We start from the raw sequence: 18,963 nt of genomic DNA, 5'->3' as shown, positions 1-18,963 counted from the left end.
TGGTGGTACAGCACGAAAGTGGGGATGATCGACCTGAGAAATAGGTCGATCATCATGGGTAAAGGATGTTAAAAAGTGTTCACCATGTCCTTGAACACCTGTCTACCATGTCCCCGGTCTGTACAGGGAGAGGGCTAGGGTGAGGGGCGCGTCAAACCCCAATCTTACGGCCCAACAGGCTGCCGGCGCGGGACTGACCATCGGGGCCATACAGTGATTTATTCTGCTTGTTTAAAATCGCCAGCGCCTGGGTATTATGCTCAATATGATGATTGAGCAGCATGCCATTATGATTATTCTGTTCGCGTAGCTGCAGGCTCAAAAGCTGCACTTGCTGCCAACGGGTCGCCAACTGCGGCTGGCCCTCATAAGGTGCCTGGCAGTGTTGCAGGCGTTCTCTCTCCAGCCGCTGTTGGTCGAGATAATTGACCGTCGCCAGCAGTTGGCTTTTAGTCTCGGTCACGCGTTGCAAAGCCACGCCAGCCAAGGTATTCGAGCACAGTAAAGTGTGCTCTTCCGTCTGCACCGTGCCTAACGCCTGCAAGGTGTCCAGCAGCTTATCCAGCAGTTGTGCCAGGTTTTCCATATCAATGACTCACCCTTGGTGTTAACCCCGATCGGCGCCGGACTGCCATTCGCTTTGCACGTCTTGTAACAAGGCGTCGGCAATCTTGCCGGTATCCATCTTCAATTCGCCGTTGCGGATCGCCTGCTTGATGCTTTCCACTCGCTCCATATTGATATCTTGGCTACCCGGCTGCATCAGGCGAGCCTGTGCATCGCTCAGCTTAACCTGGGTGCCGCTGACCGCAGTTTGCGCCGAGACCTTTTTACGTGCTTGCAACGTGCTGTCTGTCTGTGTTTCTCGCGGCTGCACCGTGGGCACGGGTTGCAACCGTTGGGTACGATCGATACTCATGTTCAATCTCCATCTTTACCACCGTCGCCGAGGCAACGGGGAGTTCAAATCTGTGGCCCTGGTGGCCGGATAAGTGCTGCTATGACTTTGTTATCGACAAGTATTGGCAAAGCTTTATTTTTTTATAATGTAATACGTATTGTGCCATCGTCATTGGCAATGCCGCTAACAATTTGCCCAGAGGCCATGCGCACACGCACGCTGTCTTCGGCGGCGGCGTTGTTCATCGCCTTCCCAGCACCGCTGATATTGAATCCGTCGCCCTGCGCCATCACCTGTACCGCTTGCCCAGCCTTGATCGCCCAGGCCCGTCTTAGCATGGCCGGATTCAGCGGCTGACCAGGGCTGATATTACGCAGGCTCACGGCACCGATCGCCTTGGCGTTATCGGTCAGGGTACGCGCCGGCAGGGTGTCTAATCGGCCGGTTTTCAGTTTGATATCATCTGCAGTGAGTTTGCTGCCCGCACTAATTCCCCGTGCCGTTACCAGATAACGCCCCACCACCTGCACCTGTGCCTGAATAAAACGCCGCTCCTGGCCACAGCGGGCCGAGATGCTGATGTTGCCCCAGCGGCGAGCATTCTGTGGCATCGAAAGCTGCGGCAATTCGCACTGCGGCCAACGGCTTGCTGGCGTGCGCAGCAGCACCTTAACTTCGGTCACGTTGGCACTAGTGGCAAATTGTGACTTGATAAAGCTCTCCACCTGTCCGGCCAAGCCCTCGGCGCGCGCGTTCAGGCCGATCAGCAAGCCGACCAACAGCAGGATCCTTTTCATATTTTCCTCACAGACGCAGCGACCACAGGGAGACAAGTGTAACCGTTACGCACGCAGGCTAAGCAGACAAATAGAGATGCATTTTGCCCTTATTCCCACGATAGGCTGACAAGCGGGGCGTTTATGCTGTCGGCTCCAAATTCTAACCTCGCGGAGGGAGCATGCTCGACAAATTGGACGCTGCTCTGCGTTTTGGCCAGGAGGCGCTGAACCTGCGCGCCCAGCGGCAGGAAATCCTGGCAGCCAACATCGCCAACGCAGATACGCCGGGCTATCAGGCTCGTGATATCGATTTCGCCAGCCAACTGAACAAAGTCATGGATCAGGGGCGCGTCAGCGGCAGCGGTATGGCGCTGAATCTGACCTCGGCGCGCCATATCCCGGCGCAGAATATGCAGCCACCGTCGCTGGATCTGTTGTTTCGCGTGCCGGATCAACCTTCTATGGACGGCAACACGGTGGATATGGACCGTGAGCGCACCAACTTTGCCGATAACAGCCTGAAATATCAAACCGACCTGACGCTGTTGAACGGCCAGATCAAAGGCATGATGTCCGTGCTGCAAGGAGGGTAATCCCCATGTCGTTGTTGAATATTTTTGATATCTCCGGCTCTGCCCTGTCTGCGCAATCCCAACGTCTGAACGTCAGCGCCAGCAATATGGCCAACGCCGACAGTGCCACCGGCCCGGATGGCCAGCCTTATCGGGCCAAACAGGTGGTGTTTGAGGTTGCAGCGGCACCGGGCCAATCAACCGGCGGCGTGCGTGTTGCGCAGGTGGTAGACGATCCCTCGCCGGAACGCTTGGTATTTCAGCCTGGCAACCCGCTGGCGGATGCCAAAGGTTATGTGCGGATGCCTAATGTCGATGTGGTAGGGGAAATGGTCAACACCATTTCGGCCTCGCGCAGCTATCAGGCCAACGTCGAAGTGTTGAACACCACCAAATCCATGTTGATGAAAACCCTGACGCTGGGTCAGTAACCGGAGCTTTTATTTATGGCCATTGCCGCCACCACCAATGAATCACTCGACAACAGCATTGCCGGTACCGGCGCCAAAAGCGGTGCGAATGGTAATACCAGCCAGGACCTGAGCAACAGTTTTCTGACGCTGTTGGTGGCCCAGTTGAAAAACCAGGACCCCACCAATCCGATGCAAAATAACGAACTGACCACTCAGTTGGCTCAGATCAACACGGTCAGCGGGATCGAGAAACTCAACACCACGTTGGGTTCGATTTCCGGCCAGATCAGCGGCAACCAGTCAATCCAGGCCAGTTCGCTGATTGGCCACGGTGTGATGGTGCCGGGCAAGGAAATCCTGGTGGGTAACGATGCTGGCAAGGTCAGCACCACGCCGTTTGGCGTCGAGCTGGAACGCACCGCCGATGCGGTGACGGCGACCATCAGCGATGCCACCGGCAAAGTGGTACGTACCATCGACCTGGGCGGGCTGACCGCCGGTGTGCACTCCTTCTCCTGGGACGGTTCGCTGGAAGATGGCACCAATGCGCCCGACGGCTCTTACACCGTGGCGATCAACGCCAAAAACGGCAGTGAGCAGTTGGTGGCGCAGCCACTGCGCTTCGCCATGGTTAACGGCGTCACGCGCGGTACGGACGGGGCAAAACTGGATCTGGGCGTGGCGGGGACCTCGACGCTGGATGACGTGCGCCTGATCCTGTCCAAACTGGGTTCATCAAACTAAGCGCAGTGATTTCCACGTCGGCAACGGATCGCTCGATCCTGAAGACACCTTTTTAAATGACCTATTTCGGAGAACGACATGGCATTTTCTCAAGCGGTCAGCGGTTTAAACGCGGCTGCAACCAACCTGGATGTGATCGGTAACAACATCGCCAACTCCGCCACCTACGGCTTTAAATCCGGCAGCGTATCCTTTGCCGATATGTTTGCCGGCTCGCAGGTTGGGCTGGGGGTGAAAGTGGCGGGGATCACCCAAAACTTTAATGGTGGCACCACCACCAACACCAACCGGGCAATGGATATCGCCATCAGCCAGAACGGCTTCTTCCGTATGCAAGACGCCGATGGCGGCATCTTCTATACGCGTAATGGGCAGTTCATCATGGATGCCAACCGCAACATCACCAACATGCAAGGGTTGAGCCTGACCGGCTATCCGGCAGCGGGTTCGCCGCCAACCATCCAGCAAGGGGCCGATCCGGTACCGCTGAGCATCCCTGAAGGCATGATGAACGCCAAAGCCAGCACCAGCGGCAATATGGTGGCCAACCTGAAATCGACCCATAAGCCACCGGCGGTGACGCCGTTCGATCCCAACAAGACCGACTCGTTTAGCTACGTCAATACCATCACCACCTACGACACCCTGGGCAACGCTCACAACATCAACGCCTACTTTGTGAAAACGGCTGATAACAAGTGGGACGTTTACACCCAGGACGGTAGCGTGACCGGTGCTCCGTCTGCCAAAGCGGGCAGCCTGAACTTTGACAACAGCGGTACGCTGACCGGCACGCTGAATGCGCAAGGCCAGCCAAGCGCTACGCCATTCAACCTGGTCGTGCCAATGTCGGCGAAAGACGGCGCGTTAGCACAAACCTTTAACCTGAGCTTTGCCGGTAGCCTGCAACAGAACGTCGGTAGTGACTCTGTCAGCAAGATCGCCCAGGACGGCTATGCCACCGGGGAATATCAAGGTTTCCAGATCAACAAAGACGGCACCGTGGTTGGCGTATACAACAACCAGCAGACCCAACTGCTGGGGCAGATCGTGTTGACCAACTTCTCTAACCCGGAAGGGCTGGCAGCGCAGGGTGATAACGTCTGGAAGGAGACCGGTGCTTCAGGTCAGCCACGTGTGGGCCTGGCGGGCGGCGGCGGTTTCGGTTCACTGACCAGCGGAGCGCTGGAGTCTTCCAACGTCGATCTGAGTCAGGAGTTGGTGAACATGATCGTCGCGCAGCGTAACTACCAGTCAAACGCGCAAACCATCAAAACCCAGGATTCAATCCTGCAAACGCTGGTCAGCCTGCGCTAATAGGATTGATTTATGGATCACGCGATTTATACCGCGATGGGGGGAGCCCGGCAGACGCTGGAGCAGCAGTCGGTCACGGCCAATAACCTGGCCAACGCTTCCACGCCTGGGTTCCGCGCACAGCTTTCGGCACTGCGTGCAGTGCCGGTTGACGGGCCAAGCATGCAGACGCGTACGCTGGTGGCAGCTTCAACGCCGGGGGCAGACATGAGCCAAGGGCCGCTAAACTACACTGGGCGGCCACTGGATGTGGCTTTGCAGCAGGACGGATTTCTGGCGCTGCGGCTACCGGACGGCACTGAAGCCTACAGCCGTAACGGCAGCATCCAGATCTCCTCCACCGGGCAGTTGATGGTGCAGGGCGTGCCGCTGATGGGCGATGGCGGGCCGATCGAAGCCCCGCCGCAGGCAGAACTGACGCTGGCGGCGGACGGCACCATCTCGGCGCTAAATCCGGGCGATCCACCTAACACCCTTTCCCAGATTGGCCGCCTGAAGCTGGTGAAGGCCGATGCGCGGGAAGTGGTGCGCATCGGCCTGTTCCATCTGACTGCGGAGGCTCAGCAGCAGCGGGGCAACCAACTGCCGAACGATCCCGATGTGCGGATCATGCCGGGGGTGTTGGAGGGCAGCAACGTCAAACCGCTGGAGACGATGGTGGATATGATCGCCAACGCCCGCCGGTTCGAAATGCAAATGAAGGTCATCCACAGCGTGGATGAAAACGCACAGCGCGCCAACTCATTGCTGTCAATGAGCTGAGTGCAGAGGAATAAATCATGATCCCATCCTTATGGATTGCCAAAACCGGTCTGGATGCGCAGCAGACCAATATGGACGTGATCGCCAACAACCTGGCGAACGTCAGTACCAACGGGTTTAAACGCCAGCGTGCGGTGTTTGAAGATCTGCTGTACCAGACCATGCGTCAGCCCGGGGCTCAGTCTTCCGAGCAAACCACGCTGCCTTCCGGTTTGCAGATTGGTACCGGCGTACGTCCGGTGGCGACCGAGCGCATCCACAGCCAGGGCAACCTGTCGCAGACCAACAACAGCAAAGACGTGGCGATCAAGGGGCAGGGCTTCTTCCAGGTGGTGTTGCCGGATGGTACCCAGGCCTATACCCGCGATGGTTCATTCCAGATCGATCAGAATGGCCAGTTGGTGACCGCCAGTGGTTTTCAGGTGCAACCGGCGATCACCATTCCGGCCAACGCCCTGAGCATTACCGTGGGCCGTGATGGCATCGTCAGCGTGACCCAGCAGGGCCAGACGGCGGCGCAGCAGGTCGGGCAACTGACGTTGACCACCTTTATCAACGATAGCGGCCTGGAAAGCATGGGTGAAAACCTGTACCAGGAAACCGAAAGCTCCGGCGCGCCTAACGAAAGTACCCCCGGCCTCAACGGGGCAGGCCTGTTGTATCAGGGTTATGTTGAAACCTCGAACGTCAACGTGGCGGAAGAGTTGGTCAACATGATCCAGACCCAGCGCGCCTATGAGATCAATAGCAAAGCGGTATCAACGTCTGACCAGATGCTGCAAAAGCTGACGCAACTGTAATCGACGGGCGCAGCCTGCTGCGCCCGTAATCCTTATCCAGAGCAACAAAGGCGATACCCGTGGTAACCACCTTTTTAGCGGCCAGCGCGCCGCAGCAAGGCAAACGCGTCCTGGCCGGGCTGCTGATGCTGACAGTCGGCGGCTGTGCCTATATTCCGCATACCCCTTTGGTTGACGGGGCTACCACGGCTCAGCCCGCTCCGGCAGGCGCTCCGGTGCCGAACGGTTCGATTTTCCAGACGGTGCAGCCGATGAACTACGGCTATCAGCCGCTGTTTGAGGATCGTCGCCCACGTAATATCGGCGACACCCTGACCATCGTGCTGCAAGAAAACGTCAGCGCCAGCAAGAGCTCATCCGCCAACGCCAGCCGCAACGGATCCAGCAAATTTGGCGTAGCCACTTCACCGCGTTACCTCGACGGGCTGCTCGGTAACGCGCGCGCTGACATGGATATCTCCGGCGACAGCACCTTCGGCGGCAAGGGCGGGGCGAACGCCAACAACACCTTTAACGGCACCATTACCGTCACGGTCAATCAGGTATTGGCCAACGGCAACCTGCACGTGGTGGGCGAAAAGCAAATTGCCATCAATCAGGGCACCGAATTCATCCGTTTCTCCGGTGTGGTTAACCCCCGCACCATCAGTGGCAATAACTCGGTCACGTCCACCCAGGTGGCGGATGCACGCATTGAATATGTCGGCAACGGCTATATCAATGAAGCGCAGACCATGGGGTGGCTACAGCGCTTCTTCTTAAATGTTTCACCGTTCTAAGGATTGACCGATGCTGAAAAAGTTACTTCTCACACTGTCCATGATGCTGGTTTGCCTGCCCGCGACGGCGGAACGCATCCGCGATCTGGTGACGGTACAGGGCGTACGTGACAACGCGTTGATTGGCTACGGCCTGGTCGTGGGGTTGGACGGCTCTGGCGACCAGACCATGCAAACCCCGTTTACCACCCAGAGCCTGAGCAACATGCTATCGCAACTGGGGATCACCGTGCCGCCAGGCACCAACATGCAGTTGAAAAACGTGGCAGCGGTGATGGTAACCGCCAAGTTACCGCCGTTCTCCCGTGCGGGGCAGAACATCGACGTGGTGGTGTCCTCAATGGGTAACGCCAAAAGTCTGCGCGGCGGGACATTGCTGATGACGCCGCTTAAAGGCGTCGATAATCAGGTTTATGCGTTGGCACAGGGTAACGTGCTGGTCGGCGGTGCCGGTGCGTCCTCCGGGGGCAGCAGCGTACAGGTCAATCAGTTGGCCGGGGGCCGTATCAGCAACGGCGCTTCCATCGAACGCGAATTGCCTACCACCTTCGGCCAGGATGGCGTGATCAACCTGCAACTGAACGACGATGATTTCACTCTGGCACAACAGATCAGCGATGCCATCAACCGCCAGCGCGGTGGCGGCACTGCCTCTCCGCTCGATTCCCGTACCGTACAGGTGCTGGTGCCACGCGGTAATAGTTCGCAAGTGCGCTTCCTGGCGGATATTCAGAATATCAGCATTAACGTTGGGGCGATGGATGCCAAAGTGATCATCAACTCCCGTACCGGCTCGGTGGTAATGAACCGCGATGTGGTACTGGATTCCTGCGCGGTGGCACAAGGGAACCTGTCGGTGGTGGTCGATCGGCAAAACACCGTCAGCCAGCCGGATACGCCATTCGGCGGTGGCCAGACCGTGGTGACGCCGAATACCCAGATTTCCGTGCAGCAGCAGGGCGGTTCACTGCAAAAAGTGAACGCCAGCGCCAACCTCAATAACGTGGTTCGCGCGCTGAATGCGCTGGGGGCGACGCCGATCGACCTGATGTCTATCTTGCAGGCAATGCAGAGCGCTGGCTGCCTGCGTGCCAAACTGGAAATTATCTGATGAGCAGCGATCTGATGGCGATGTCGGGTGCTGCCTATGACACCCAGTCGCTGAACGGCTTGAAGCGCGATGTTGCCGCCGATCCGCAGGGCAATATCAAACAGGTTGCCCAGCAGGTGGAAGGAATGTTCGTGCAGATGATGCTGAAAAGCATGCGGGCAGCGTTGCCGCAGGACGGTGTCTTGAGCAGCGATCAGACGCGGCTGTATACCTCGATGTACGATCAGCAGATTGCCCAACAGATGTCGCAAAAAGGCCTGGGGCTGGCGGACATGATGGTCAAGCAGCTCTCCGCCGGGAACGCTCGTCCAAGCGAAACCGCAGGCACGGTACCCATGGCGCTGGACAACGAAGTGTTGCAGACCTTACCGCGTCAGGCATTGGAGCAGATGGTACGCCGGGCGGTGCCAAAAATACCTCCGGCGCCTTCCTTGCCGCTGAGCAACGGCAACTTTGTGGCACAGCTGTCCATTCCGGCACGGGTTGCCAGCCAGCAAAGCGGTATTCCGCACCAGTTGATTGTGGCGCAGGCTGCGCTGGAGTCTGGCTGGGGGCAACGCGAGATCCCAGCGGCGGATGGTTCACGCAGTTACAACCTGTTTGGTATCAAGGCCGGTAGCAGTTGGGACGGCCCGGTGACGGAAATCACGACCACCGAGTTTGAGGAAGGGGTGGCGAAGAAGATCAAGGCCCGCTTCCGCGTGTATGGCTCCTATATGGAGGCGATCGGGGATTACGTCAAACTGCTGACCAACAACCCACGCTACGCCAACGTTGCCAGTGCCAGCAGCCCCGAGCAGGCGGCACATGCGCTGCAAAAGGCCGGTTATGCAACCGATCCGCTGTATGCCAAAAAACTGGTCAGCATGATCCAGCAGATGAAAAATGCTGGGGAACAGGTGAGCAAAGCCTATACCCACGATTTGCAGGATCTGTTTTAGCCGTCGGGCGCTGCATGCAGCGCCCATTTTTTTACTCAAGTTTGCCGTCAGATGGCCGATAACCCAAACAGGCTGGATGGCAACGCCCGGCACAATATTTGACCTCTGTGGGCCGCTGGCACCGCAGCATAAGGAACCTCTATGTCCAACAGCTTGATCAATACCGCGATGAGTGGCCTGAATGCGGCGCAGGTTGCGCTTAGCACCGTCAGTAATAACATTTCCAACTACAACGTGGCGGGTTATAACCGCCAAACCGCGATCCTGGCGCAGAACGGCGGCCTGGGCACCATGAATGGATTTATCGGCAACGGAGCCACCGTGACCACGGTCAATCGCGAGTATAACCAGTTCATCATGACCCAACTGCGCGGAGCGCAAAGCGAAGCTTCCGCCCAAAGCAGCTATTTTGAGAAAGTCTCCCAGATCGATAACCTGCTGGCGTCCAAAACCAATACCCTGGCATCGGGCATGGAAGATTTCTTCAAAAACCTGCAAAACGTCGTCAGCAATGCCGGGGATGACGCAGCCCGTCAGACCGTGTTAGGCAAGGCCAACGGCCTGGTGAATCAGTTCAACAATGCGGACAAGTATCTGCGCGATATGGATGCGGGCGTCAACCAGCAACTGAGCGACAGCGCCAACCAGATCAATACTTACAGCCAGCAAATCGCCCGCTTGAATAACGAAATCACCCAGGTGCGGGCCAGCAGCGGCGGCAGCGAGCCGAACGCCTTGCTGGATCAGCGCGATCAGTTGGTGACGGAGCTTAACAAGGTGGTCGGCGTTCAGGTCACCCAGCAGGACGGTGATGCCTATACCGTGACCTTCGCCAACGGCCTGACGCTGGTGCAGGGCAACTCCTCCTATCAGGTGACGGCGATGCCTTCCAGCAAAGACCCGTCCCGCCTGACGCTCGGTTACGATCGTGGCAATGGCGCTAACGAAATTCCGGAAAGCCAGATTGGCAGCGGCAGCGTCAGCGGCGTGCTGAAGTTCCGTAGCGAATCGTTGGACGGCGCACGCAACCAGTTGGGACAACTGGCCCTGGCGCTGGCCGATAGCTTTAACCAGCAGCATCACGAAGGCTTTGATATCAACGGCGATCCGGGGGAGGATTTCTTCAGCTTCTCAGGTGGGCGTACGGTCAACAATACCAACAACACCGGCAATGCCTCGCTGTCGGTCTCCTTTGCCGACACCAGCAAGGTCAAGGCCAGCGACTACCGCATGGAGTTTGACGGTGCCAACTGGCAGGTCACGCGCCTGTCCGACAACGTCAAGGTGCCTACCACCGCAGGCACCGATGCGGATGGCAAACCGACGCTGAGCTTTGATGGCTTGCAAGTCGGTGTGACGGGCAACGCGAAAAAGAATGACAGTTTTACCGTGAAGCCGGTTAGCGATGTGGCTGGTACTCTGAAGGTCGCTATCAGCGACTCGGCCAAGTTTGCTGCCGCAGGAACGGAAGATGGCGGTAAGGGCGATAACGACAACGTCAAGAAACTGCTCGATCTGCAAACCGCCAAAGTGGTGGATGGTAAAGCAACCTTGAGCGGCGCCTATGCCGGATTGGTCAGCAGCGTGGGTAACCAGACCGCTACCGCCAAGGTCAACGCCACCGCACAAACCAATATTGTGACCCAATTGCAAACCCAACAGCAGTCCATCTCGGGAGTTAACCTGGATGAAGAGTACGGCGAACTGCTGCGTTTCCAACAGTATTACATGGCCAATGCGCAGGTGATCCAGACTGCCAGCTCGTTGTTTGACGCCATACTGAATATTCGTTGATTTTACCGTTAACCGCAGCCGGTATGCCGGCTGTGGATGCCCTTAGTGAGGAACCCAACCCATGCGCATGAGCACCAGCATGATCTACCAGCAGAATCTGTCGGGGGTCACCAATAATCAGTCTCTGTGGATGCAGTCCGGGCAGCAGCTTTCCAGCGGCAAGCGCGTGCTTTACCCTTCGGACGATCCGTTAGCGGCGTCACAGGCGGTGATGATCTCTCAGTCGATGTCAGAGAATAGCCAGTACGCGCTGGCGCGCACCTTTGCCCGTCAGAACATCTCGATGGAAGAAACCGTACTGCGTAGCGCCGCCGACGGCATCAAGGATATGAAAACGCTGATCGTCAACGCCGGTGACGGCACCCTCAGCGACAATGACCGCGATTCTTTAGCCACCCAGTTGCAGGGGCTGAAAGATCAGTTGCTCAGCCAGGCCAACAGCACCGACGGTAACGGTCGTTTTATTTTCGCTGGCTTTGCCAATGACAAAGCACCGTTTGTCGAGCAGGGTGGCAAGGTGGTTTACCAGGGCAGCAGCTCGGCCATTGAGCAGAAAGTGGATGCCAACCGCACCATGACCGTGGGCCACACCGGCAGCTCGATATTTATGTCGCTGACCAGCAATATCAAACCCGAACCGGACGGTAGCCCTTCCGAAGCGAACGTGTTCGAGAGCATCGACATGGCGTTGAAAGCGTTGAAGACCCCGCTGCAGGGGGCCGATGAGGCTACCCGTGAGCAGGTGACGGCGGCGCTCGATAAGGCAACCCGTGGCCTGGATAACAGCTATAACAACGTGCTGAGCACCAATGCGGTGCTGGGAACTCAACTGCAAGAGTTGGACGTGCTGGACAGCATCGGCATCGAAAACAATACGGCTAACCAAAATCAACTGACCGCGCTGGTTGATGCGGATGTGGTGGAGGCGATTTCGTCTTATTACATGCAGCAGGCGGCCTTGCAGGCATCGTATAAGACCTTCAGTGATATGCAGGGTATGTCACTATTCCAGATAAACCGCTAATACCCGTCGTCTTTCAAGCTGCAGCGTTGTTACCTGCACTATCTCACCCCAGTCACTTACTAAAAGTAAGCTCCTGGGGATGAGATAGTTTGTCGCCTAGCAGTGCTGTACAGGGATGTACAAATGCCGCGAGCGCAGGGATGCGCTAGAGCGGCCAACTTGAAATCCATAGGGTATTAATTCTAGATAATGTATTTATTCATGGGGTAGGGTACAGCGCCCTATAACGTGGATATAGCGCGCAGCACCGTTTTTACACAGCCTGATTTAACGGCGGGAAACGTCAGGATATTCAGGCTGGATAAGTGACCTTACTATTTTTAACGCGACGCATTAAAAACAGATTATTTTTTCTTTTTGGCTACGGTCCAGATTTTACCGCAAGCGGACGCTGTGATCTGAACGCGGTTGCTTGTCCAATGCGCCATGCCCAAGGCTCTGCGTGCTTTCCTGTTGGTTTTCGTCTTCATTCCATGCTCCTGGCCGTATTGAGATAAGTCAGTTGAGATTAATAAAAAACCGCCGCCCGAAGGCTCGGTTTTTTATTTTCTTGGTTATCCATTTTTAATAAACCACCAACCAAATTAATGGTTTTAATCCGTATTTTTATACGGCACGGGATTTATTTAATGAGGCCATTCTAAGGGGGGTATTTTATTATTCAAGCCCGGCAGGATAATCGCCGCTAAATCTGGTTAATTTCACTTTTTCAACGTTTTATCTCGAGAAATATCTTTCCCTGCTAGTTTGTCTCGCGGGTAACCTCAGCGTTAAGGGGACATACCGCCGATCACCGCCGCCAGCCGATCGAAAAATTCGCCGAACAGGTGCTCGCAGAAGGGAGCCAGCATCGGCATCATCATGCCAAGGGTCAACATGCCGATGGTTAACGTGACCGGGAAACCGATCACAAACACTGAAAGCTGTGGGGTCACGCGGTTGAGCAGGCCAAGCGCCAGGTTCAGCGTCAGCAGCAGGCAGATCAGCGGCAGGGCCAGCATCATACCGTTAATGAAGATCAGCGTTCCTGCCTGGGTCAACGCCAGGAAACCGTTGCCGTTCAGCGGTCGCGCCTGGATCGGCAGGGTGTGAAAACTGTCTGCCAGCAGCGAGATCAGCCACAGATGACCATCGAAGCTGAGGAATAATAACATTGCCAGCAGGTTCAGCAGGCGCGCCAGCAACGGCGTATTGGGACCGCCGGAGGGATCGAAGAAGGTGGCAAAGGACAGCCCCATCTGCATGCCGATCACCTCACCCGCCAGGCGCACCGCAGCAAAAGCGAACTGCATCGTCAAACCGATCGCCACGCCGATCAGGATCTGCTGCACGGCCAGCCACAGGCCGGTGACGGAAAACAGGGGGATATTGCTGGTGGGCAGCGTGGGGGCGATCAGCAAGACGATCAGGCCGCCCAGGCCGATTTTCACCCGCTTGGAGATCTGCTTTTCACTGAACAGCGGGGCGGTGCTAATCAGCGCCAGGACGCGCAACAGCGGCCAGAAGAACTGGCTGAGCCAGACGCTAAGTTGGGCGCTGTCAAAGGTCAGCATGGTTAACCGATCAGGTTCGGCAGGTTGCTGAACAGCATGCGCATGTAGTCCAGCAGCAGGTTGAGCATCCACGGCCCGGCAACAATCAGGGTGGCAACCACGGAGAGAATTTTGGGAATGAACGACAGCGTCATTTCGTTAATCTGCGTGGCCGCCTGCAACAGGCTGACGATCAGCCCGCTGAACAACGCGGCCAGCAGCAGCGGGGCGGCCAATGCCAGCGCCACTTTCATCGCTTCCGTACCCAGCGCCATTACCGATTCAGGTGTCATCTCTTTTCTCCAATATGGGAGGTCGCGTTCTGCCCCTCACCCCAACCCTCTCCCAAAGGGAGAGGGAGCTAAATTGTGCTCTTGATAAGTCTGTGTTCCTTCGGCAAGAACACTAAAGTAACAACAAACTCGATCGGTCCCTTCTTCAAAGGGAGAGGGAGCTAAATTGTGCTCTTGATAAGTCTCTGCACCTTCGGCAAGAATACTGTGCTGTTAGTGATTCTTTTCTTTCAGACGGATAACTAAAGTTTCAGCACACTCGATCGGTCCCCTCTCCTGGGGGAGAGGGTTAGGGTGAGGGCGAGGGGGCAACACCGATCTAGCTATAAAAACTCTGCGCCAGCGATCCCAACAGCAACTGCCAACCATCCACCAGCACAAACAGCATCAGCTTGAACGGTAGCGAGATAGTCGCGGGCGGCACCATCATCATCCCCAAAGCCATCAGCACGCTGGCCACCACCAGATCGATGATCAGGAACGGAATAAACACGGTAAAACCAATCTGGAAGGCCGTTTTCAGCTCACTGGTCACATAGGCGGGCAGCAGAATACGCATCGGGACGGCCTCCGGGCCTTCCAACGCAGGCAGGTTAGCCAGCCTGGCGTACAGGGCGAGATCGCTTTCCCGCGTCTGACGCAGCATAAATTCGCGTAGCGGTTGCGAACCTTTATCGATCGCCACCTCCATGCCGATCTTGTCCTGGCTGAACGGCAGGTAGGCATCCTGGTACACCTTGTCGAACACCGGTGACATGATGAAAAAGGTCAAGAACAGCGCCAGCCCCAGCATCACCTGATTGGGCGGTGCCGACGGGGTGCCGAGGGCGTTACGCAGCAGCCCCAGCACGATGATGATGCGGGTAAAGCTGGTCATCATCAGCAGCATGGCGGGCAGGAAGCTGAGTGAGGTGAGTAGTACCAGTGTCTGCACCGGCAGAGTCCAGCTTTGGCCGCCGTTGGCCGTAGGTTGGCTAATCAGCCCCGGCAACTGGGCCAACGCGGCGGGGCTGAGCAGGAGCAGGCCTGCGGCCAGCAGTGGGCCAAAAGCCCGACGGTGGGAGAAGGAATTCATGCCGATTTATCCGGGCGTTTTAATACGTTTTGCATCAATTGGCGGAAATCTGCTGGTGACTTATGGTCGGTTACCGCCTGCGCCGGTGGTGCGGGCAGGGTGTGCAACGGGGTGATCTGCTGGGCCGTAACGCCCAGTACCAGCCAGGTGTTATCCACTTCAACCACCACCACGCGTTCACGCTGCCCAACCTGACAGCTGGCCCGCAGGTTGAGCAATTTTTGATTGCCACGGGCCTGCGGGGCAAACCCCAGCCGACGAAACAGCCAGCCAGCGAGCAGGATCAGCAGCAAAATAGCGCCGAGCGCGCTGCTGACCTGCATCAATACCGAGCCGGTGGGCAGCGCCGTACCGCTGGGCTGCTGAGTGCTTTGCGTCTGCACGCTGGCGTTAGGGTTCATCAGCGGCTCAGGCGGCGCATGCGCTCGGAAGGCGTGATGATATCGGTGATGCGTACGCCGAACTTGTCGCCGACCACCACCACCTCGCCCTGGGCAATCAGATAGCCGTTGATCAGGATATCCAATGGCTCACCGGCCAGACCATCCAACGCGACCACCGAGCCTTGCGACAGGCGCAGTAGCTCTTTGATTGTCATTTTGGTGCGGCCCAACTCCACGGTCAGCTTGACCGGAATATCCAGGATCAGATCGATATCTTGCAGGCTACCCAACGCATCCTGAGCTTCCAGCGACTTGAATACGCCCTCGGTAGAGGCGGATTTCTCGGTCGCCTGTTGCTCGTTAAACGCATCAGCCCACAGATCGTCTACGGAGCCCTTCTCTTCGCCAGACGGTTGTTTAGGATCACTCATTGGGCCGTTCCTCACTCAGGGCATTCAAAATAGGGTTAATCAAATATTCAACACGCAGGGCGTACTGCCCGTTCAAGGTGCCGTATTGGCTGGTCAAGACCGGGACGCCGTCAACATGGGCGATCAGGCGTTCCGGTTTATCGATCGGTAACACGTCGCCCGGCTGGAGTTTCAGCACTTTCGACAGGCGCATCGGGATATCGACAAAGTTGGCTATCAGTTCCAGTTCGGAGTGCTGAACCTGTTTCACTAGCGTTTCCCGCCAGTGACTGTCTTCCTGGCGTGAGTTCTCCAGCGGTGGGTTAGTCAGTAGCTCACGCAGTGGCTCGATCATGGCGAACGGAATGCAGATATTAAACTCACCGCTCAGCGCCCCAATCTCCACCTGGAACGGCGTGGTGACCACGATATCGTTAGGAGAGGTGGTGATATTGGTGAACTTGACCTGCATTTCGGCACGCACGTATTCCACATCGATCTTGTAGATGGCGCTCCAGGCATCACCGTAGGCGTCCAGCGCCAACCGCAGCATGCGCTTGATCACCCGCTGTTCGGTCGGCGTAAATTCCCGGCCTTCAACCTTGGTGGGGAAACGGCCATCACCACCGAACAGGTTATCCACAGCGATAAACACCAGGCTGGGGGCAAACACAAACAGCGCCGTGCCACGCAGTGGATTCAGGTGGACCAGGTTCAGGTTGGTCGGCACCGGCAGGTTGCGGGCAAACTCATGGTATGGCTCGATCTTGATCGACCCGACGGTGATATCCGGGCTGCGGCGCAGCAGGTTAAACAGCCCCATGCGGAACTGGCGGGCAAAACGCTCGTTAATGATCTCCAGCGCTTGCAGGCGCTCACGCACCACGCGGCGTTGGGTGGTGGGATCGTAAGGTTTGACCTCGCTTTCATGACCGATGACGACGGCGGGTTCATCCCCCGCGCTGTCGCCATTGAGCAGTGCGTCGATCTCGGCCTGTGAAAGAATATTGTCGCCCATGGTTAATTACCGCAGTATGAAGGCGGTGAACAGCACATCGCTGACCACCTGCTTCGGTTGTCCCGTCACCAGCGGTGGGCTGAGCACGTCTTTAATCTGTGCCACCAGTTGCTGTTTCCCTTGTTCGTTGGCCAGTTGGCTTGCTTCCTGTCGTGAAAGCAGCATTAGCAGACGGCTACGTACCTCCGGCAGAAAATCGTTCAGTTGGCGGCGCGTTTCTTCATCAGGCAGGCGCAGCGTCAGGCCGATATACAGCACGCGATCGGTGTTGTTATCCGGCGTCACCAGATTGACGGTAAAGGTATCCAGCGGCATAAACACCGGTGCCGGAGGCGGCTGTTTTTTTTCCTCGGCGGCGGGTTGACCGTTTTTATGCTGCTGCATCAACCACCAGCTATAGCCTGCCGCACCGCTCGCGCCCAAGGCGATCAGTACCAGCAGGATCACCAGTATTGGACGTTTCTTTGTTGCTGCTGTTGGAAGGGAGTTCTGAGACATTACTGAGCCAAATCCTGTTCTCTGCGCGCAGACAGGCTGCACGCAATACATGTAGTTCCATTATCCCGCTTATTCCGGGCTGCAATAGCCAGAATAGGCGGGGAAAAGCGTGCCAACTTGGGCGTTTGCACGCCGTCAGGCGAAAATATCAACGCCGTCGACCGAACGTGCCATCGCCTGCAGCGTCGCTGGGGCGCTCAGGGCTTCAACGCCGGTTTCGGCGCTGCCGTGTTGTTCACGGTAGGAAGGCTGCCCGCCTTGGTGAGAGGCTTGCTGCTGTGGCTGTTGCGACTGCGGTAGTGATTCACCCCCCACGCTGCTCTGGCCAAGGTTGATGCCGCTTTCCGCCAGCGCATGGCGCAGATGAGGTAGAGCCGCTTCCACCGCCGCACGGACCTGGCCGTGTGCCGAAGCGATATGCAATTGGGCCTGGTTATCGTCGAGCTTCAGCGTGATTTGCAAGGCACCCAGTTCCTGCGGATGCAGGCGTAGTTCGGCACTCTGTTGACCGTTGCGGTGGAACATCAGCACCTGCTGACCCAGAGCCTGCTGCCATTCCGGGCTGCCGAGTTGAGCGTTCAACTGTGGCGTTGCCGGTGCGCTCACCGTCGCGCTGACGGGTTGGCTGGCGATGACTGGGCTAGAAATTGGCGTTGGGGCTGCGTGTTGTGGAGTGGCAGAAGGTTGCGCCGATTCAGCCGCCAGTTTCAGTGGCGTGGTGTTGCTATCTTGATTGCTATCGGCCTGAGAGGACAAGTCCGCCGCCGTGCCAGTTTTGGCGGCCAAGGCGGATTTATCGTCTACGCTCGGCTGTGATTTCGACGCAGGCAGGCCGGTAGTGGTTAACGCAGGTTTCTCGCTCAGAGTAGTTAACAGTGATGAAGCTCCCGTCAGCGGCGCTTCGTCCCCGTTTGGCTCAGCGGCGGTTGTTACCCCATTCCCTGGTAACGGCTGCACTACGGCGGCAGGCAGCATGGCAAACAGGGCCTGCAAGCTGGCCGCATCTAAAGTATCGACAGGTTGCAACGGCGGTTCGTCATCGTTCTTGGTTAACCGGGCTTGGCTATCCTCTACCGTGTCCAGATCCTGCGGAGCGGCCAGCAACCGGCCACGATCGCTAAACGAAGTCAGCAATGGGTTCAACTGTTGGCGGCTGAGGGCGGAGATATGCGGAGCATCTGCCTGCAGCTGTGCCGCGTTAGGCTTGCCAGTGGGCTGCCCATCGGGTGTGAAACGCTCGCCGAGCAGTTGAGCAAAGCTGGCAGCAAGCCCGGCATCATCCAGCGATAGCGCGACAAGCCCAGTATCCGTGCCATCAGCGGTAGCCGGTAGGCTAGAGAGAACGTTGAGATTCATGGATTCAGATTCCTTTGTGAGCTACGTTGCGCGAACTCATCCATCAGTTTTTGGTCACGCTTGTTTTCCAGCATCAGCTCGGCGCTGAGGGCGCGAGTGTTCAGCGTTTCAAAAGCGTTCAGCCGTTGCTGTTTGTCTTGCCACTGCTTGACCGCCCGTTCTACCTTCTCGCCCCACTGCAGCAACTGCTGGCGGTGTTGGCTGATGGCCTGCTCAAGCGTGCCGATAAACTGCTGATAGTTTTGCCAACTGGCGGAACCCATGCCGCTAGACAGGGTGCTGTTCAGCTTTTGCCGATACTCATCCTGGTAGTTGAGCAGCATGGCAAGCTGTTGCTCCGCCGCCTGTTGTGCCTGACGTGCCTGGCCGAGCTGCTGTGCGGCCTGTTCTACGGCATCCTGCGCCAGATCGCGCAGGATAATCAGCGGTGACTGTGGTTTCATGGTGCTCAGGCTCCGTGG

General features: G+C 57.2%; 24 protein-coding genes. 11 read left to right on the top strand and 13 right to left on the bottom strand.

The features are described from left to right. Nucleotides 1-151: 151 nt before the first annotated feature. From ACLQ7H_RS11295 to flgA, 3 genes are all read right to left on the bottom strand, one after another. Nucleotides 152-586: a flagella synthesis protein FlgN gene (locus tag ACLQ7H_RS11295; protein WP_411752741.1), complete on the bottom strand. Its 435-nt coding sequence runs from the start codon at nt 584-586 to the stop codon at nt 152-154. Nucleotides 587-607: 21 nt separating this feature from the next. Then, the gene (gene flgM, locus ACLQ7H_RS11290) at nt 608-919 is read right to left on the bottom strand and encodes a flagellar biosynthesis anti-sigma factor FlgM (protein WP_411752740.1); all 312 of its coding nucleotides are present in this window, start codon (nt 917-919) and stop codon (nt 608-610) included. A 122-nt stretch (nt 920-1,041) separates the two neighbouring features. Continuing rightward, nucleotides 1,042-1,698: a flagellar basal body P-ring formation chaperone FlgA gene (gene flgA / locus ACLQ7H_RS11285; protein ID WP_411752739.1), complete on the bottom strand. Its 657-nt coding sequence runs from the start codon at nt 1,696-1,698 to the stop codon at nt 1,042-1,044. Nucleotides 1,699-1,859: 161 nt separating this feature from the next. Between flgA and flgB the strand changes: the two genes are divergently transcribed. From flgB to flgL, 11 genes are all read left to right on the top strand, one after another. Further along, nucleotides 1,860-2,273, top strand: a complete 414-nt coding sequence (gene flgB, locus ACLQ7H_RS11280) for a flagellar basal body rod protein FlgB (protein WP_411752738.1) — start codon at nt 1,860-1,862, stop codon at nt 2,271-2,273. A gap of 5 nt (nt 2,274-2,278) precedes the next feature. Then, nucleotides 2,279-2,683 carry a flagellar basal body rod protein FlgC gene (gene flgC, locus ACLQ7H_RS11275; RefSeq protein ID WP_021180939.1) on the top strand — a complete coding sequence of 135 codons (405 nt, stop codon included), beginning with the start codon at nt 2,279-2,281 and terminating at the stop codon, nt 2,681-2,683. 15 nt (nt 2,684-2,698) lie between these two features. Continuing rightward, nucleotides 2,699-3,409 (top strand): flagellar hook assembly protein FlgD, encoded by a 711-nt coding sequence (gene flgD, locus ACLQ7H_RS11270; protein ID WP_411752737.1) that lies wholly within the window; start codon nt 2,699-2,701, stop codon nt 3,407-3,409. A 78-nt stretch (nt 3,410-3,487) separates the two neighbouring features. After that, nucleotides 3,488-4,726 carry a flagellar hook protein FlgE gene (flgE, locus tag ACLQ7H_RS11265; RefSeq protein WP_411752736.1) on the top strand — a complete coding sequence of 413 codons (1,239 nt, stop codon included), beginning with the start codon at nt 3,488-3,490 and terminating at the stop codon, nt 4,724-4,726. 12 nt (nt 4,727-4,738) lie between these two features. After that, nucleotides 4,739-5,488, top strand: coding sequence for a flagellar basal body rod protein FlgF (locus ACLQ7H_RS11260; protein ID WP_411752735.1), 750 nt, complete (start codon nt 4,739-4,741; stop codon nt 5,486-5,488). Nucleotides 5,489-5,505: 17 nt separating this feature from the next. After that, nucleotides 5,506-6,288: a flagellar basal-body rod protein FlgG gene (gene flgG, locus ACLQ7H_RS11255; RefSeq protein ID WP_021180943.1), complete on the top strand. Its 783-nt coding sequence runs from the start codon at nt 5,506-5,508 to the stop codon at nt 6,286-6,288. A gap of 125 nt (nt 6,289-6,413) precedes the next feature. Beyond that, complete coding sequence (gene flgH, locus ACLQ7H_RS11250; RefSeq protein WP_046808516.1) at nt 6,414-7,067, top strand: flagellar basal body L-ring protein FlgH; 654 nt, start codon at nt 6,414-6,416, stop codon at nt 7,065-7,067. A gap of 10 nt (nt 7,068-7,077) precedes the next feature. After that, on the top strand, nt 7,078-8,178 hold the full coding sequence (locus tag ACLQ7H_RS11245) for a flagellar basal body P-ring protein FlgI (protein ID WP_021180945.1): 1,101 nt from the start codon (nt 7,078-7,080) through the stop codon (nt 8,176-8,178). Then, nucleotides 8,178-9,119, top strand: a complete 942-nt coding sequence (gene flgJ, locus ACLQ7H_RS11240) for a flagellar assembly peptidoglycan hydrolase FlgJ (RefSeq protein WP_411752734.1) — start codon at nt 8,178-8,180, stop codon at nt 9,117-9,119. Before ACLQ7H_RS11245 ends, flgJ begins: the two co-directional genes overlap by 1 nt. A gap of 141 nt (nt 9,120-9,260) precedes the next feature. Further along, on the top strand, nt 9,261-10,913 hold the full coding sequence (gene flgK, locus ACLQ7H_RS11235) for a flagellar hook-associated protein FlgK (RefSeq protein WP_411752733.1): 1,653 nt from the start codon (nt 9,261-9,263) through the stop codon (nt 10,911-10,913). A 61-nt stretch (nt 10,914-10,974) separates the two neighbouring features. Then, the gene (flgL, locus tag ACLQ7H_RS11230) at nt 10,975-11,937 is read left to right on the top strand and encodes a flagellar hook-associated protein FlgL (protein WP_411752732.1); all 963 of its coding nucleotides are present in this window, start codon (nt 10,975-10,977) and stop codon (nt 11,935-11,937) included. Nucleotides 11,938-12,281: 344 nt separating this feature from the next. Here the strand turns inward: flgL and sra are convergent, their stop codons facing one another. The 10 genes from sra to fliJ form a co-directional block, all read right to left on the bottom strand. Continuing rightward, nucleotides 12,282-12,407 (bottom strand): stationary-phase-induced ribosome-associated protein, encoded by a 126-nt coding sequence (gene sra, locus ACLQ7H_RS11225; RefSeq protein ID WP_411752731.1) that lies wholly within the window; start codon nt 12,405-12,407, stop codon nt 12,282-12,284. A 300-nt stretch (nt 12,408-12,707) separates the two neighbouring features. Next, nucleotides 12,708-13,490 (bottom strand): flagellar biosynthetic protein FliR, encoded by a 783-nt coding sequence (fliR, locus tag ACLQ7H_RS11220; RefSeq protein ID WP_179246498.1) that lies wholly within the window; start codon nt 13,488-13,490, stop codon nt 12,708-12,710. 2 nt (nt 13,491-13,492) lie between these two features. After that, nucleotides 13,493-13,762 (bottom strand): flagellar biosynthesis protein FliQ, encoded by a 270-nt coding sequence (fliQ, locus tag ACLQ7H_RS11215; protein ID WP_021180950.1) that lies wholly within the window; start codon nt 13,760-13,762, stop codon nt 13,493-13,495. Nucleotides 13,763-14,081: 319 nt separating this feature from the next. After that, the gene (fliP, locus tag ACLQ7H_RS11210; RefSeq protein ID WP_411752730.1) at nt 14,082-14,837 is read right to left on the bottom strand and encodes a flagellar type III secretion system pore protein FliP; all 756 of its coding nucleotides are present in this window, start codon (nt 14,835-14,837) and stop codon (nt 14,082-14,084) included. Further along, nucleotides 14,834-15,238, bottom strand: coding sequence for a flagellar biosynthetic protein FliO (gene fliO, locus ACLQ7H_RS11205; RefSeq protein WP_411752729.1), 405 nt, complete (start codon nt 15,236-15,238; stop codon nt 14,834-14,836). Before fliO ends, fliP begins: the two co-directional genes overlap by 4 nt. Continuing rightward, nucleotides 15,238-15,651: a flagellar motor switch protein FliN gene (gene fliN / locus ACLQ7H_RS11200; protein ID WP_411752728.1), complete on the bottom strand. Its 414-nt coding sequence runs from the start codon at nt 15,649-15,651 to the stop codon at nt 15,238-15,240. The genes fliO and fliN overlap by 1 nt, the downstream gene beginning before the upstream one ends. Beyond that, nucleotides 15,644-16,648, bottom strand: a complete 1,005-nt coding sequence (gene fliM / locus ACLQ7H_RS11195; protein WP_411752727.1) for a flagellar motor switch protein FliM — start codon at nt 16,646-16,648, stop codon at nt 15,644-15,646. Before fliM ends, fliN begins: the two co-directional genes overlap by 8 nt. Nucleotides 16,649-16,654: 6 nt before the next feature. Then, entirely contained in the window at nt 16,655-17,146 is a 492-nt protein-coding gene (gene fliL / locus ACLQ7H_RS11190) for a flagellar basal body-associated protein FliL (protein WP_411752726.1), read from the bottom strand. Nucleotides 17,147-17,281: 135 nt separating this feature from the next. Further along, nucleotides 17,282-18,502 carry a flagellar hook-length control protein FliK gene (locus tag ACLQ7H_RS11185; protein WP_411752725.1) on the bottom strand — a complete coding sequence of 407 codons (1,221 nt, stop codon included), beginning with the start codon at nt 18,500-18,502 and terminating at the stop codon, nt 17,282-17,284. Continuing rightward, a complete protein-coding gene (gene fliJ / locus ACLQ7H_RS11180; RefSeq protein WP_411752724.1) occupies nt 18,499-18,945 on the bottom strand; it encodes a flagellar export protein FliJ in 447 nt (148 codons plus the stop codon). The genes ACLQ7H_RS11185 and fliJ overlap by 4 nt, the downstream gene beginning before the upstream one ends. Nucleotides 18,946-18,963 lie beyond the last annotated feature (18 nt).

The organism is Serratia sp. (in: enterobacteria) (genome assembly GCF_046715635.1).
Taxonomy (GTDB): domain Bacteria; phylum Pseudomonadota; class Gammaproteobacteria; order Enterobacterales; family Enterobacteriaceae; genus Chania.
This window is presented reverse-complemented; position numbering and strand designations above follow the sequence as displayed.

What these genes read in the sequence shown, in the direction of transcription:
- flgE (WP_411752736.1), top strand. Translation starts at nt 3,488, where the DNA reads ATGGCATTTTCTCAAGCGGTCAGCGGTTTAAACGCGGCTGCAACCAAC.
- flgL (WP_411752732.1), top strand. Translation starts at nt 10,975, where the DNA reads ATGCGCATGAGCACCAGCATGATCTACCAGCAGAATCTGTCGGGGGTC.
- fliN (WP_411752728.1), bottom strand. Translation starts at nt 15,651, where the DNA reads ATGAGTGATCCTAAACAACCGTCTGGCGAAGAGAAGGGCTCCGTAGAC.
- flgG (WP_021180943.1), top strand. Translation starts at nt 5,506, where the DNA reads ATGATCCCATCCTTATGGATTGCCAAAACCGGTCTGGATGCGCAGCAG.
- ACLQ7H_RS11295 (WP_411752741.1), bottom strand. Translation starts at nt 586, where the DNA reads ATGGAAAACCTGGCACAACTGCTGGATAAGCTGCTGGACACCTTGCAG.
- fliR (WP_179246498.1), bottom strand. Translation starts at nt 13,490, where the DNA reads ATGCTGACCTTTGACAGCGCCCAACTTAGCGTCTGGCTCAGCCAGTTC.
- flgK (WP_411752733.1), top strand. Translation starts at nt 9,261, where the DNA reads ATGTCCAACAGCTTGATCAATACCGCGATGAGTGGCCTGAATGCGGCG.
- fliP (WP_411752730.1), bottom strand. Translation starts at nt 14,837, where the DNA reads ATGAATTCCTTCTCCCACCGTCGGGCTTTTGGCCCACTGCTGGCCGCA.
- flgH (WP_046808516.1), top strand. Translation starts at nt 6,414, where the DNA reads ATGCTGACAGTCGGCGGCTGTGCCTATATTCCGCATACCCCTTTGGTT.
- fliJ (WP_411752724.1), bottom strand. Translation starts at nt 18,945, where the DNA reads ATGAAACCACAGTCACCGCTGATTATCCTGCGCGATCTGGCGCAGGAT.
- flgD (WP_411752737.1), top strand. Translation starts at nt 2,699, where the DNA reads ATGGCCATTGCCGCCACCACCAATGAATCACTCGACAACAGCATTGCC.
- flgJ (WP_411752734.1), top strand. Translation starts at nt 8,178, where the DNA reads ATGAGCAGCGATCTGATGGCGATGTCGGGTGCTGCCTATGACACCCAG.
- sra (WP_411752731.1), bottom strand. Translation starts at nt 12,407, where the DNA reads ATGAAGACGAAAACCAACAGGAAAGCACGCAGAGCCTTGGGCATGGCG.
- ACLQ7H_RS11260 (WP_411752735.1), top strand. Translation starts at nt 4,739, where the DNA reads ATGGATCACGCGATTTATACCGCGATGGGGGGAGCCCGGCAGACGCTG.
- flgA (WP_411752739.1), bottom strand. Translation starts at nt 1,698, where the DNA reads ATGAAAAGGATCCTGCTGTTGGTCGGCTTGCTGATCGGCCTGAACGCG.
- ACLQ7H_RS11245 (WP_021180945.1), top strand. Translation starts at nt 7,078, where the DNA reads ATGCTGAAAAAGTTACTTCTCACACTGTCCATGATGCTGGTTTGCCTG.
- flgC (WP_021180939.1), top strand. Translation starts at nt 2,279, where the DNA reads ATGTCGTTGTTGAATATTTTTGATATCTCCGGCTCTGCCCTGTCTGCG.
- fliO (WP_411752729.1), bottom strand. Translation starts at nt 15,238, where the DNA reads ATGAACCCTAACGCCAGCGTGCAGACGCAAAGCACTCAGCAGCCCAGC.
- fliL (WP_411752726.1), bottom strand. Translation starts at nt 17,146, where the DNA reads ATGTCTCAGAACTCCCTTCCAACAGCAGCAACAAAGAAACGTCCAATA.
- flgM (WP_411752740.1), bottom strand. Translation starts at nt 919, where the DNA reads ATGAGTATCGATCGTACCCAACGGTTGCAACCCGTGCCCACGGTGCAG.
- flgB (WP_411752738.1), top strand. Translation starts at nt 1,860, where the DNA reads ATGCTCGACAAATTGGACGCTGCTCTGCGTTTTGGCCAGGAGGCGCTG.
- fliQ (WP_021180950.1), bottom strand. Translation starts at nt 13,762, where the DNA reads ATGACACCTGAATCGGTAATGGCGCTGGGTACGGAAGCGATGAAAGTG.
- ACLQ7H_RS11185 (WP_411752725.1), bottom strand. Translation starts at nt 18,502, where the DNA reads ATGAATCTCAACGTTCTCTCTAGCCTACCGGCTACCGCTGATGGCACG.
- fliM (WP_411752727.1), bottom strand. Translation starts at nt 16,648, where the DNA reads ATGGGCGACAATATTCTTTCACAGGCCGAGATCGACGCACTGCTCAAT.